The organism is Myroides sp. ZB35, from assembly GCF_001865835.1.
Classification (GTDB): domain Bacteria; phylum Bacteroidota; class Bacteroidia; order Flavobacteriales; family Flavobacteriaceae; genus Flavobacterium; species Flavobacterium odoratimimum.
This window is the reverse complement of record NZ_CP017769.1, coordinates 1,893,791-1,908,507: the sequence shown is the minus strand read 5'-3', so window position 1 is coordinate 1,908,507 and position 14,717 is coordinate 1,893,791. Positions and strand designations below refer to the sequence as shown.

13 protein-coding genes are annotated in these 14,717 nt (G+C 33.8%); 10 read left to right on the top strand and 3 right to left on the bottom strand.

The features are described from left to right. Positions 1-37: 37 nt before the first annotated feature. Positions 38-565, top strand: a complete 528-nt coding sequence (locus BK054_RS08625) for an inorganic diphosphatase (protein ID WP_006257253.1) — start codon at positions 38-40, stop codon at positions 563-565. A 61-nt stretch (positions 566-626) separates the two neighbouring features. Here the strand turns inward: BK054_RS08625 and BK054_RS08620 are convergent, their stop codons facing one another. Then, entirely contained in the window at positions 627-1,118 is a 492-nt protein-coding gene (locus BK054_RS08620) for a DinB family protein (protein ID WP_058699299.1), read from the bottom strand. A gap of 288 nt (positions 1,119-1,406) precedes the next feature. Here BK054_RS08620 and BK054_RS08615 point away from each other — a divergent pair, with 288 nt between their 5' ends. The 4 genes from BK054_RS08615 (at position 1,407) to BK054_RS08600 (ending at position 5,189) form a co-directional block, all read left to right on the top strand. Beyond that, a complete protein-coding gene (locus BK054_RS08615; protein ID WP_071307216.1) occupies positions 1,407-2,855 on the top strand; it encodes an alanine/glycine:cation symporter family protein in 1,449 nt (482 codons plus the stop codon). A 55-nt stretch (positions 2,856-2,910) separates the two neighbouring features. After that, positions 2,911-3,471, top strand: coding sequence for a GNAT family N-acetyltransferase (locus BK054_RS08610; RefSeq protein ID WP_006257257.1), 561 nt, complete (start codon positions 2,911-2,913; stop codon positions 3,469-3,471). 190 nt (positions 3,472-3,661) lie between these two features. Beyond that, complete coding sequence (gene ubiE / locus BK054_RS08605) at positions 3,662-4,390, top strand: bifunctional demethylmenaquinone methyltransferase/2-methoxy-6-polyprenyl-1,4-benzoquinol methylase UbiE (protein ID WP_006257258.1); 729 nt, start codon at positions 3,662-3,664, stop codon at positions 4,388-4,390. Position 4,391: 1 nt separating this feature from the next. Then, positions 4,392-5,189 (top strand): porin family protein, encoded by a 798-nt coding sequence (locus BK054_RS08600; protein WP_006257259.1) that lies wholly within the window; start codon positions 4,392-4,394, stop codon positions 5,187-5,189. A gap of 50 nt (positions 5,190-5,239) precedes the next feature. On the opposite strand, the gene BK054_RS08595 is transcribed toward BK054_RS08600, so the two are convergent. Next, positions 5,240-5,974 (bottom strand): TrmH family RNA methyltransferase, encoded by a 735-nt coding sequence (locus BK054_RS08595; protein ID WP_006257260.1) that lies wholly within the window; start codon positions 5,972-5,974, stop codon positions 5,240-5,242. 78 nt (positions 5,975-6,052) lie between these two features. On the opposite strand from BK054_RS08595, the gene BK054_RS08590 reads away from it, so the two are divergent. From BK054_RS08590 to accD, 3 genes are read left to right on the top strand one after another with little or no spacing between them, the layout of a single operon-like run. Next, positions 6,053-8,581 carry a BamA/TamA family outer membrane protein gene (locus tag BK054_RS08590; RefSeq protein WP_006257262.1) on the top strand — a complete coding sequence of 843 codons (2,529 nt, stop codon included), beginning with the start codon at positions 6,053-6,055 and terminating at the stop codon, positions 8,579-8,581. A 46-nt stretch (positions 8,582-8,627) separates the two neighbouring features. Beyond that, a complete protein-coding gene (gene fbaA / locus BK054_RS08585; RefSeq protein WP_006257263.1) occupies positions 8,628-9,695 on the top strand; it encodes a class II fructose-bisphosphate aldolase in 1,068 nt (355 codons plus the stop codon). Between the two features lie 44 nt (positions 9,696-9,739). Further along, entirely contained in the window at positions 9,740-10,594 is an 855-nt protein-coding gene (gene accD, locus BK054_RS08580; protein WP_006257264.1) for an acetyl-CoA carboxylase, carboxyltransferase subunit beta, read from the top strand. Positions 10,595-10,667: 73 nt separating this feature from the next. On the opposite strand, the gene BK054_RS08575 is transcribed toward accD, so the two are convergent. Further along, positions 10,668-11,915: an ABC transporter permease gene (locus BK054_RS08575; RefSeq protein ID WP_058699298.1), complete on the bottom strand. Its 1,248-nt coding sequence runs from the start codon at positions 11,913-11,915 to the stop codon at positions 10,668-10,670. 192 nt (positions 11,916-12,107) lie between these two features. On the opposite strand from BK054_RS08575, the gene purH reads away from it, so the two are divergent. Further along, positions 12,108-13,634: a bifunctional phosphoribosylaminoimidazolecarboxamide formyltransferase/IMP cyclohydrolase gene (gene purH / locus BK054_RS08570; RefSeq protein WP_058699297.1), complete on the top strand. Its 1,527-nt coding sequence runs from the start codon at positions 12,108-12,110 to the stop codon at positions 13,632-13,634. Positions 13,635-13,686: 52 nt separating this feature from the next. Next, entirely contained in the window at positions 13,687-14,715 is a 1,029-nt protein-coding gene (locus BK054_RS08565) for a rod shape-determining protein (RefSeq protein ID WP_006257267.1), read from the top strand. Positions 14,716-14,717 lie beyond the last annotated feature (2 nt).

Below are 14,717 nucleotides of genomic sequence, written 5' to 3'. Positions count from 1 at the left end.
CACACGATTTTTAGAAATAAGATTTAAATAAAAAAATATGAATACATTCGAAACTTTTGATGCATTTGTTGAGATTCCAGCAGGCAGCAGAAACAAATATGAGTATGATTTTGATTTAAAAAGATTGCGTTTTGACCGTCTTTTATATTCTAACATGAGATATCCAGCTGATTACGGATTCATTCCAGAAACATTAGCTTTAGATGGAGATCCTCTAGACGTACTTGTAATGTTCACTGAGCCATCTCTTCCAGGAATGGTAGTAGAGGTAAAACCTGTAGGTGTTTTCTATATGGCTGATGATAAAGGACAAGATGAAAAAATCTTATGTGTACCTGTATCTGATCCAATCATGAATAAACTAAACGATATTCAAGATGTAAACGAGCACTTCAAAAAAGAAGTAGAACACTTCTTCAAAGTATACAAAGACTTAGAAAACAAAACAGTTACAACTGATGGTTTTGGAGATAAAGCAGCTGCTGTTCAACTAATCAAAGAATGTACTGAGCGTTTTGAAAAATTAGAAAACAAAGCTGAAGGTTTATTCAGCATCCGTTACTAATAAAATATAGTAAGAGAGCCACTCAAATGAGTGGCTCTCTTCTTTTATATCTACTACTTAATTATTTTTTATCTAAATATCTTTCTAATAAGATATCTATATGGTGTAAAGTATGACCATAGTTAAGCCTACCGATCTCTTCTACAGAGAGTACATAATGAGCCATTTGGTTTTTTAAAGCTAAAGCTTCTGTTGTAAAACCTTTAAACTGATAATACACACTCTTCATCAGTGTGATATATTCTTCTCTTAAATCTTGAGGTTCTTTACATTCCCCTTTTGAATTATCTACATACAGATTCTCATCAAATCCACTTAAGACACTTGTGTCCTGACGTGCGATATGCAAGGCACGATAACTAAATATACGTTCACAGTCTATCAGATGCTGTATCAGTTCCTTTACCGTCCACTTCCCTTCTGCATAAGCATAATCCCATTTATGTTGTAAGGTTACTTTATCCATTACCTCTAAGACAATAGGGATACGAGCTAATAATATCTCTTCTAAAGGCAATCCTTCTAAACGTCGAATGTAATCTGTGTGTGACATAGAGTTTATTTATAAGGTTTAGTCTGGTTATTTGTCTATCCAAAGTTAAAAAATGTCTTCATTAGTTATCGATATTTTTTACAAACAAAAACACAATACTTCACCGAAATAGCTTCATAAATAAAGTAAGATTTAGAAAGAATGATTTTAAATTTAAAAAAAGATAATTTTAACACCTTTCAATACTTAAAATTTTCTTAATTTCCACAAATATAAAACAAGCATATCTCTACTTAATAACAAAGAGATGTACTACAAACACACACAACAAAAAGCACAAACAACACAATGGAAGAAATTATTAAATTACTAAATGACTTAATTTGGTCTAACATTTTTATTGCACTCTGTCTATTAGTAGGACTTTATTTTACGATTACAACAGGATTTATACAGATCAGATACTTTCGCCATATGGTGAAATTACTTTTTACAGAAGGTTCTTCCGATAAAGGGGTAAGCCCATTTCAAGCCTTTAGTATGGCTATCGCTGGACGTGTAGGAGTAGGTAATATCGTAGGAGTAGCTACCGCTATCGCTGCCGGAGGTCCTGGAGCTATCTTCTGGATGTGGGCTATTGCCTTCTTAGGAAGTGCATCTGCTTTTATAGAATCTACATTAGCACAAATTTACAAAGTAGATAAAAATGGTCAATACGTAGGAGGTCCAGCCTTCTACATCGAAAAAGGAATGAAGAGTAAAGCATTTGCCCTATTCTTCTCTATCGTAACTTTAATCAGTTGTGGTCTATTCTTACCGAGTATCCAAAGTAATAGTATCGCCGTAAGTATGCATTCAGCTTTCTCTATCCCTACATGGGTTAGTGGTATTGCTATTTGTTTATTCTTAGGATTTGCAGTATTTGGTGGAGCGAAGAAAATGGGATTAATTGCTCAGATCATTGTACCTTTTATGGCTAGTGCATATATTATCATGGCTGTCATTATTATAGGGTTAAACATACAAGAGGTACCACACATCTTTGCTTTAATATTTAAATCTGCCTTTAACTTAGAGTCTGCTTTTAGTGGAGTCTTCGGTGCTGCAATCGCATGGGGTGTAAAAAGAGGTATATATTCTAATGAGGCTGGGCAAGGTACAGCACCACACGCTTCAGCTGCCTCTGAGACATCTCATCCTGTAAAACAAGGATTAGTACAAGCTTTCTCTGTTTATGTAGATACCTTATTCGTATGTACAGCAACAGCCTTAATGATCTTATTTACAAATTCGTATAACGTGATAGATGAATCAGGGACTTATATAGTAGAAAATATGCCCGGTGTAGAAGCTGGAGCTGCTTATACGGTAAAAGCAGTGGCAACACACTTTCCTGTATTCGCTTCTCAATTCATTGCTATAGCACTAACTTTCTTTGCTATCACTACAGCTATGTCTTATGTGTTCATCGCTGAATCAAACTTCGAATACTTAAGTAAAAAGAAAAACATTATCCTAAGATGGATCATGCGTATCATCATATTAAGCATTGTATTCTTTGCCTCTACTAGTGAACCAAGTATAGCATGGGGAATCGGTGATATCGGTGTAGGAGCTATGGCATGGATTAATATCATCGCTATCTTTATCCTAAGAAAACCAGCATTAAAGGCTTTAAAAGATTATGTAGCACAACGCAAAGAAGGAAAAGATCCTGTGTTCGAACCTAGTAAAATAGGTATAGAGAATGCTTCTGAGGAATGGGATAAAATAGATGAACGAAGAGCACATCAGTAATAATCACGAGTTCTCTTAAACTTTCTTACCTTTGTACTAATTCAAATTAAGAAAAATGCATTATACAATTAGACCTGCAAAAAGAGAAGATTACGACGTAGTTCCAGAATTAATGCTACAAGCAATGGAAGATATTGTCTTCACATTTATCCAAAAAGAAGACATCGAAGAAGCCATTAACTTTCTAACTATTATGTTCCGTAAACCGGGGAACTTATATAGTTATGAAAACACTTTCGTAGCGATAGATGAAGAGGGTGATATCGTAGGTTCTATAACTGGATATAACGGAGATGACTTTATCACGTTAAGAGAGCCTGTACTAGACCTAATGAAGCAACAGTATAATAATGACATGATACCTGAACCAGAAACCACTGGTGGAGAATATTACTTAGACACTGTAGCTGTATCTCCTAAAGTACAAGGTAAAGGAGTAGGTAGCCACTTACTGAAACATGCTGTAGACTATGCTAAGTCACAAGGTCATAAACAAGTAGGACTAATTGTAGATTTAGAAAACCCTAGTGCAATGAAGCTTTATTCTCGACTAGGATTTAAACAAGGAAATCAACTAGAGTTTGCAGGTGGTGAATACTACCACATGTATATCTAACCTCATACAGATAAACCTGAGCATGTGTTCAGGTTTTCTTTTTTTTTCAGATCCCCTATTCTTTGTTTTAGACAATAGATCATTGTCTTTATCTACTTCCTTATTTAAAAAGCATTTATTCTTCATTTTGACACAAAACGAAACTTCTCATTTGGCTTTTAATAATTATATTTGTCAAAAATAAAATACAATGTCAAAAAATATTACTCCATACGAAGGATCTGAATTAGGCAAGAAACAACAAGTCGAACAAATGTTTGATACTATTTCTGGCAATTATGATAACTTAAATAGAATGATTTCTCTTGGTACTGATCAAGGATGGAGACGTAAGGTATTAAAGTTAGTATCTGAACAAAAACCAACTACAATATTAGACATTGCTACTGGTACTGGTGATTTAGCTATTCTGCTATCTAAAACAGAAGCTACTAAAATCACTGGACTAGATTTATCCGCTGGAATGCTAGAAGTAGGTAAACAAAAGATCAAAGCGTTAAACTTAGATAATAGAATCGAAATGGTACAAGGAGACTCAGAAAACTTGCCATTTGCAGACAATACTTTTGATGCTATCACAGTAGGTTTTGGTATTAGAAACTTCGAAGACTTAGAAAAAGGATTGTCAGAAATACTTCGCGTATTAAAACCTGGAGGAATATTCGTTATTCTAGAAACTTCTGTTCCTACTAAATTCCCATTTAAACAAGGATATTTCTTCTATACGCAGAATGTAATGCCGTTCATGGGTAAATTGTTCTCTAAAGACCAAAAAGCTTATAAATATTTATCTGACTCTGCAAAAAACTTCCCTTTTGGAGAAGCTTTAAACAATATTTTAAGAAAAGTTGGGTTTAAAGATGTAAAGCATCTTCCACAAACGATGGGAATTGCTACGATATATTCATCTTCAAAATAATATGAAAAGACTAATTGTATTTTTTTTAATCCTATTCGTTAGCTCACAGTCTTATGGGCAATGGATATTTGGTAGAAACCCGATGCTTAACAAAAGAGATTGGGACAAACAGCGTGTCCATTGGGGCTATTACTTAGGAGTCAATTCATACAATTACAAGTTTGATTATAATGCAGACTATTATCACAAGCTACAAGCATTAAAAGAAAAATACCCAAATGACTATACTGAAATACAAGTAAAGTCTTCTATGGGATTTAATGTAGGACTTGTTGGGAACTTGCGTATCATGGAGCATTTAGACTTGCGCTTTGAGCCAGGACTAACATATGCAAAAAGAGAATTGTCTTTCCCTAGAGCGCTTATCTATGATTATTATGCTACACAGCACAATAATCCAGAACCTTCTGAATATGAATTAAACAGTTCTTCGGTCAAGTCAACTAGTGCTACATACCTACACTTCCCTTTATTATTAAAATTCTCTGCTCTGAGAACTGGAAATATACGTCCTTATGTCTTAGGAGGTTTTTCTTTGGACTTAAACTTAGGAAGTAATAATAAAGTAGATAGCGATAACTATGAGGGAGTCTGGCGAGTAGAGAAGCTTACAGCTAACTACGAAATAGGGGTAGGTATCGACTTTTATTTTGAATATTTTAAATTTTCTCCTTCTATTAGAGGGGTATTTGGAATTAATGATGAATTAATCAGAGATAAAAATGCGCAAAGTCCATGGACTGGAAATATAGAATCAATGAAATCTAGAGGGATATTTGTCAACTTTACCTTTCATTAAAAACAGATATAAAAAAAGGGAACTTACTTAAGTTCCCTTTTTTTATATGCTTAAAAATTATGTCTTCTAAATTCGCTTAGTACAATAGAGGCTGCCATGGCAACATTTAAACTTTCTGTCTGTTGTAAATTTCCATAACGAGGAATCGCTACTCTTTCTGTTACTAAATTTTCAATAACATTCGAAATACCATTAGCTTCATTTCCCATGATGATAATTCCTTTATTCGCCACTGTTTTCTGATAGATATTATCTCCATCCATAAAAGTACCATAAATAGGAAGCTCCCCTCCTGCTCTAATTAATTCTGGTAACTCTCCATATACAAGATTAACACGAGCAATTGACCCCATTGTAGCCTGTACCACTTTAGGATTATAGACATCTACTGTCTCACTGGTACAAATAATATGCTTGATCCCAAACCAATCGCATAATCGTATAATAGTCCCTAGATTACCTGGATCTCTAATATCATCTAAAGCAACGATAAGATCACTATAATCTACAGACTCTTGTTCCGTGCAATGAAATACAGCCAAACAATTAGAAGTCGTACTCAGCGCAGACATCTTTTTTAAATCTTCTTTACTGACAATAGAAACCTTCGACTGAGGAACATTAAACTTCAGTTCTTCTGTACAATATATGTGCTCTAAAACCAACGAAGACTTCACTAATTCTCCAACCACCTTAACTCCTTCTGCAATAAAAAGTTGGTGTTCTTTTCTATATTTTTTCTGATGTAAACTCTTAATTAATTTGATTTGGTTTTTCGTAACCATAAAAAACTGTATTTTTGACTGAAAATTGACTATACTACTTTGAGCAGATTTTTACCAAAAATACTACTATTTCTATTAATGAGCATAAGTTTTTTTGCATGCTCTATCACGGAGCAGGTTCCAAACGACCGTGCTCTATTAATGGATAATACCATTCTCGAAAATGGTAAAAAAATATCTAAAGAAGAGGTTATGGCGCAGCTATACCAACACCCGAACAGCACTTTTCCCATGACTAATATGAGGTTAAGACTATATCTGTACAATCTGGCAAAGCCAAATGCTGATTCACTATATCAAATATGGTTAAAAGAAAACCCTGGTAAAGAAAAGGTAATGGAGAGTGTTCTTTCTAAGAAACAAGTTGACCGATTAGGAGAGTCTTTTATTATATCTGGGATTAATAACTTCCTATTAAAAACAGGAGAAGCACCTGCTTTATACGATAGCCTGAGAACAAACAAATCTAAGATTCGTCTAAAAAACTACTATTTCAACAAAGGTTTTTTTGATACAAAAATTACAACTCAGTTAGATACCACTGGAGTAAAAAAAGTAAAAAACACATATAGCATTACTACAGGAGAACCGTATGTAATAGATAGTATTAACGCTAATATCAGTACGAAAGCTTTAGAAGATCTATACCTTAAGTCTCTATCAAAATCAAAAATCAAGAGCAATACTGTATTTGATGTTAAAAACTTCGAAGAAGAACGAAAAAGATTAGCTACAGACTTTAGAGATAATGGTGCGTATCATTTTCAAGAATTAAATATTCGCTATGAAGTAGATACTATTATCAATAAAAAAAACAGAGCGAATATAGAATTAATCATTGATCCTAGAACAGTAAAGTCAGGGGATTCATTAAAAGAAGTTCCGTTTAAAATATATACGATTAGCGACGTAAATATCTTCACAGATAATAGTTCTAAAAACAAAGAATACGTCTTAGATAGTGTTCACTATAACAACTTTAATATTTATAGTTCTACAAAACTTCAGTATAAGCCAAAGGCACTTACAGATGCTATATTTATAACAAAAGGAAGTACTTTTAGTGACTTCAGAAGAGTATTAACCTCTCGCTCTATCAGTAATTTACGTACTTTTAACTATCCTGTTATAGAATATGTAGAAGATAAAAGAGATACTACTGGACAATCATTAATCAGTAATATCTACCTAACATCTCGTAAAAAGATGACTTTCAACCCATCATTTGATGTTACTCACTCGAATATTCAAGATTTTGGTATTGGTGGTAGTATGGGGTTACTGTTCAGAAATGTTTTTAGAGGAGCTGAGATATTAGAAATCAACTTAAAAGGATCATTAGGTTCTTCTCGCCAAATGAGCAACCCTAATGATGTGTTCTTCAATGTAACAGAATATGGTGGAGATGTTAAACTAACTTTTCCACGACTATTATTTCCAATAAATACGGATAGATTAATTCCTAAAAGTATGTTACCAACAACTTCTATGAGCTTTGGGCATACTAAACAGAAAAATATTGGGCTAGACAAAAACAGTTTAACAGCTATTATAAACTATACGTGGCTACCATCAAGAAGGAATAGCTTTAGTGTGGATTTAGCTAATATACAATACATTAGAAATACCAACCCTAGTAATTACTTCAGTGTTTATAAATCATCTTATACTAGATTAAATGACCTGTCTAAAAACTATACTACTATCAATCCAGACTATTATGATCAGAATGGAAATCTAACGATAGCTGAAGGAGGAAGTAATCTATTTATAAAAGATGCTCTAGATACAAATAATCCTCTAGGTATCTCTGCTCAAGATCATCAAGAGATAAGAAGTATAGAAGAAAGACGTATACGCCTATCTGAAAACAACTTAATTATAGCGAGTAATATCACTTTTACGAATACGACTAGAACTAATCTATTAGATAACAGCTTCTATACGCTAAAAGCTAAAGTAGAGTCTGCAGGTGGTCTTATGAACTTATTAATGCAAAATACAAGTTCTAAAATAGGACCAACAGGAAAAAAAACAATAATGGATGTAGAGTTTTCTCAATATGTAAAAACAGAGGTAGACTTCGTTAAATACTTTGATCTAGGCAAAAAACGTGTTGTTGCAATGCGTGCTTTCGCTGGTCTAGCAGTACCTTATGGCAACTCCAATTCCATTCCATTCACAAGGAGTTATTATTCAGGAGGATCAAATGACAATAGAGGATGGCAATCTTACCGATTAGGTCCTGGGCAAAGTGGAGGTATCAATGACTTTAACGAAGCGAATATGAAATTGTTCTTCAGTACTGAGTATCGTTTTAACATAGGAGGGAAATGGTATGGAGCACTTTTCGTAGATGCCTCAAATATTTGGAACGTATTTGATGATATTAAAGATAATACCTATACCTTTAACGGCATTTCTTCATTAAAAGATATGGCAGTAGCATCGGGATTAGGATTGAGATATGATTTTAGTTTCTTTGTATTCAGATTAGATATGGGATTCAAAACATATAATCCTGCACAAGATAAAGGACAAAAATGGTTCAAGGAGTTTAGCTTAAAAGAATCAGTCTTAAACGTTGGAATTAATTATCCATTCTAATTCAAATAATAATTAGTATTTTTGTACAAAATTTAAACACACAACTATGGCTCATAATATTAAACCAGGAGTTGCTTTTGGCGACCAAGTTCAAGAGATTTTTAGATATGCAAAAGAAAAAGGTTTTGCACTACCAGCAGTAAATGTAACTAGTTCAAGTACTATCAATGCTGTATTAGAAACTGCTGCTAAATTAAATTCTCCAGTGATTATTCAGTTTTCAAATGGAGGAGCATCTTTTATGGCAGGTAAAGGGTTGTCTAATGAGAATCAAAAATCAGCTATCATAGGAGCTATTGCAGGAGCAAAACATGTACATGCATTAGCAGAAGCTTATGGAGTAGCTGTTATTCTACATACAGACCACTGTGCAAAAAAACTATTACCTTGGATAGATGGCTTATTAGATGCTGGTGAAGAACATATGAAACAATATGGTAAACCTCTATTTAGTTCACACATGATTGACTTATCAGAGGAGCCTATTAAAGAAAATATTGAGATTTCTAAACAATACTTAGAGCGCATGGACAAACTAGGTATGACATTAGAAATAGAATTAGGAATCACAGGAGGAGAAGAAGATGGAGTAGATAATACGGATGTAGATTCATCTAGATTATATACGCAACCTGATGAAGTAGATTACGCTTATGAAGAATTATCTAAAGTAAGCCCTAGATTTACAATCGCTGCTTCTTTCGGAAACGTACACGGTGTATACAAGCCAGGTAATGTAAAACTGACTCCTATCATTCTTAAAAACTCTCAAGAATACGTAGCGAAGAAACACAACTTAGGACACAATCCTGTTGATTTCGTATTCCATGGTGGATCAGGTTCTTCTTTAGAAGAAATTAGAGAAGCTATTAGTTACGGTGTAATCAAGATGAATATCGATACAGATACACAATTTGCTTACACAGAGGGAATCAGAGACTATATGTCTTCAAAAATAGACTATTTAAAAACTCAAATAGGTAACCCTGACGGTTCAGATATTCCAAACAAGAAATATTATGATCCAAGAGCGTGGGTTAGACAAGGAGAATTGACTTTAATCGCTCGCTTAGAACAAGCTTTTGAAGATTTAAATAACGTAAATACGTTATAATTCCCCCCTTGCTTTCAAATTAGTATAAACAAAAGAAACATTTTATGGCTTGGTTTAAAAGGAAAGAAAAAGGTATTCAGACGCCAACAGAAGACAAAAAAGATATTCCAAAAGGATTATGGTATAAATCTCCGACTGGAAAGATAATTGATCAAGATCAGTTAGAACAAAATTTATGGGTGAGTCCAGAAGATGGATATCACGTTCGTATTGGTAGTAAAGAATATTTTGAAATTCTTTTTGACAACAACGACTACAAAGAAATAGCCAAAAGCCTTTCTTCAAAAGATATTTTGAAATTTGAAGATACTAAAAAGTATGTAGATCGTTTAAAAGAAGCAATGACTAAAACACAATTAAAAGATGCTGTTAAAGTCGCTGTTGGTCAATCAAAAGGAGAAAAATTAGTAGTTGCTGCAATGGACTTTGCTTTTATTGGAGGTTCTATGGGATCTGTAGTAGGAGAAAAAATCGCACGTGGTATAGACTACTCATTAAAAAATAAGATACCGTTCTTAATGATTTCAAAATCAGGAGGAGCTCGTATGATGGAAGCAGGTTTTTCATTAATGCAAATGGCAAAAACATCTGCTAAATTAGCAATGCTAAGCGATGCTAAAATTCCATACATTTCATTATGTACAGACCCTACAACAGGTGGTATATCAGCTTCTTTCGCTATGTTAGGTGATATCAATATAGCTGAACCAGGTGCATTAATTGGTTTCGCAGGCCCACGTATTGTAAAAGATACAACAGGTAAAGACTTACCTGAAGGCTTCCAAACTTCTGAATTTTTATTAGAACACGGATTCCTTGATTTTATTACACACAGAAGAGACCTGAAAAAGAATGTAAATCAATACTTAGATTTGATCTTAAATAGACCTATGAGATAATCTCTTAAGGTTAGAACATAAAAAAAGGATACTATTTTTTGCAATTAGTATCCTTTTTTATTTCTACTTATTTCTATCCTCCCATTCTAATAGCTTCTACAGGATCTAACTTTGCAGCTGATCTAGCAGGTAAGTACCCAGACAACACTCCTATAAAACCTGATAAAATCAGTCCTACGAAAATATTAGAAAGACTCAATACAAAAGTAAAATCTAATAAACTAGTAACTAGTAGACCTATCCCCCATACCATAACGATCCCCACTAGCCCACCAATAAGTGATAATATAATTGCTTCAAACAAAAACTGAAATAAGATAAAATGTCTCTTTGCTCCAATCGCTTTTTGAATACCAATAAGATGAGTACGTTCTTTAACAGATACAAACATAATATTAGCAATACCGAAACCTCCTACCAATAAAGAAAAGCCACTAATAATCCATCCCACTACATTCATCTGTCCGATAATTTTCTCAATCATATCTAACATCCCTCCAAATACATTGATAAAGAAATTATCATCCTCCCCTTCTTTCAATCCTCTATACAATCTTAATTTCGCTGCTATTTCATCTTCAAACTGTTTAATATCTACATCTTTACTAGGTTTAAGAATCACTACTGTAGTAGATGCTAAACTATTATCGCCAAACATTTGTCTCATTATATTCACTGGCATATAAACACTCTCATCTTGACTCCCTCCAACGCTTATAGATCCTTGCTTTTCAATAACACCAATAACTGTAAAACGCTTACCATAGAGTCGAACATACTGTCCTACTGGATCAAAATCCTCAAATAATGTATTAGCTACTTCATGCCCTATCACTACCACAGGAACACCATTTGTTGCCTCTGATTCATTAAAAAAACGCCCGTTAACCACTTTTACATTATCCAAAAACTGCATATCAGAAGAACATGGTCTCATAATAACTTCTGCATAGTTTGCACCAAACTTCATCTGTTCAGACTTAGTAAAATAATTAAACGATGCATACTCTACATTGGCTAGATTTCGTTTAAGATAATCGTATTCGTCATACTTCATCTTTGGATACTGCTCATACTTCCATTTAGGAACTTCGGTTGGCCCAAAAGAACGATCGAAAACATAAATCATATTTCGATCAAAACCACTCAATTCACTTTTAATATTCCTATCCATCGAATCTACTGCTGCTAAAACAGCTATAATCGAAAAAATCCCAATAGTAACACCTAGAAAAGAAAGTGCAGTACGAAGCTTATTAATACGTAACGCATTAATTGCAAAACTAAAACTCGTGGATAAAAGTCTTAAATACACTCTCATAAGGCTAATCGCTTTTCTTTATAGATATAACATAACTCCCCTAATCTTGTCAACAACACAAAAAACAGAGAGATATTTTTCTAAATTAATCAATATTAGAAATAAAATAAAAAGAAAGTTAAAAAACTTCTTCATTAAACTTTATTAATACCTAGACAATAGTTACTTTTGCGCATTGACAAAAAACACAACATGAGCACAACTAAAAAAATTCAATCAGCCCTAATTTCTGTTTTTGATAAAAATGGATTAGAGCCAATCGTAAAAGAGTTACACAAGCACAATGTAACTATCTATTCTACTGGTGGTACAGAAACATTTATCAAAGAGTTAAACATACCTGTAGTACCTGTAGAAGACGTTACTTCTTACCCTTCTATCCTAGGAGGAAGAGTAAAAACATTACATCCTAAGATCTTCGGAGGGATTCTTAATAGACAAGATCACGAAGGAGATATTGCTCAAATGAAAGAATATGAAATCCCACAAATTGATTTAGTAATTGTGGATTTATATCCATTCGAAAACACTGTAGCATCTGGAGCACCTGAAGCTGATATTATTGAAAAAATAGACATTGGAGGTATTTCTTTAATCAGAGCTGCTGCTAAAAACTTTAAAGATACAGTAATCGTACCTTCTGTAAACGAATACGAACTATTCTTACAGATGATTCAAAAGAATAATGGGGCGACTACTTTAGAAAACAGAAGATTATTAGCTACAAAAGCTTTCCATGTTTCTTCTCATTATGACGGAGCTATTTTTAACTATTTCAATACAGACGAAACAGTACTTAAAATTAGCCAAGCAAATGGAAATGAACTTAGATATGGAGAGAATCCTCACCAAAAAGGTCACTTCTTCGGAAACTTTGATGCCCTTTTTGACAAGTTAAATGGAAAAGAACTATCTTACAACAACCTACTAGATGTAGATGCCGCTGTAAACTTAATGAATGAGTTTAAAGGTGAAGCTCCTACATTCGCTATTTTAAAACACAATAATGCGTGTGGAGTAGCACAAAGAAGCACAATGAAAGCAGCGTACTTAGATGCTCTAGCTGGTGATCCTACTTCTGCATTTGGAGGTGTTTTAATTGCAAATAACACTATAGATGTAGCAACTGCTGAAGAAGTCAACAAATTATTCTGCGAGGTTGTAATCGCTCCTGCATACGACGAAGCTGCTATTGAGATTTTAAAAGAAAAGAAAAACAGAATTATTTTAGTAATAAAAGAAACTGAACTTCCTAAGAAACAAGTACGTACTTGCTTAAACGGAATTTTAGTTCAAGATAAAGACAATATTACAGACAATAAAGAGCTATTAACTAACGTTACAAAATTATCTCCTTCAGACAAGGAAATAGAAGATTTGTTATTTGCTTCTAAAATCTGTAAACACACCAAGTCAAATACAATTGTATTAGTAAAAGATGGTCAACTGTGCTCTTCTGGTACAGGACAAACCTCTCGTGTAGATGCTTTACGTCAAGCAATCGAAAAAGCTAATTCATTTAACATAGAACTAAAAGGTGCTGTTATGGCTAGTGATGCATTCTTCCCTTTCCCTGACTGTGTAGAAATAGCTCACAACGCTGGAATTACAGCTGTAATCCAACCTGGAGGGTCTATAAAAGACGATTTAAGTATCAATTATTGTGATGAAAATAATATCGCTATGGTTTGTACAGGAATTCGTCATTTTAAACATTAATTTACTACTTTTGTAAAGCATTAAAATATTAACTATAAAGCCTTTTAATTATATGGGATTTTTTGATTTTATGACTGAGGATATCGCTATAGACCTTGGAACAGCGAATACCCTAATCATCCATGGAGGAAAAGTTGTGGTAGACAACCCTTCTATTGTTGCCCGAGATAGGACCACGGGTAAAATTATTGCTGTCGGAAAAGAAGCAAGCTTGATGCAGGGAAAAACGCATGGTAATATCAAAACAATTCGCCCATTAAAAGACGGAGTTATTGCTGATTTCGATGCTTCAGAAAAAATGATAAGCCTCTTTATCAAGAGCATTCCTGCATTAAGAAAAAAAATGTTTACGCCAGCATTACGTATGATTGTATGTATTCCTTCTGGAATAACAGAGGTAGAAATGCGTGCTGTAAAAGAATCTTGTGAGCGTGTGAATGGTAAAGAGGTTTACCTTATACATGAACCTATGTCTGCTGCAATTGGTATTGGAGTAGATATTATGCAACCAAAAGGTAATATGATTGTAGATATCGGAGGTGGTACTACTGAGATTGCTGTTATTGCCTTAGGAGGTATTGTATGTGATAAATCTGTTAAAATTGCAGGTGATGTATTCACTAATGATATCATCTATTATATGCGTACACAACACAACTTATTCGTTGGAGAAAGTACTGCAGAAAAAATCAAAATTCAAATCGGAGCAGCTACTGAAGATTTAGAAACTCCTCCAGAAGATATGCTAGTTCAAGGGCGTGACCTATTAACTGGTAAACCAAAACAAGTAACTGTATCTTACAGAGAGATCGCTAAAGCTTTAGATAAATCTATCCAACGTGTAGAGGATGCTGTAATGGAAACATTATCTCAAACTCCACCAGAACTAGCTGCTGATATCTATAATACTGGTATTTATTTAGCAGGTGGAGGTTCTATGCTTAGAGGTTTAGACAAACGTATTTCTCAAAAAACAGACCTTCCTGTATACATCGCAGAAGATCCGTTAAGAGCAGTTGTAAGAGGTACTGGCCTAGCAATCAAGAACATTGACAAATACAAAAGTGTATTGATCAAATAAAA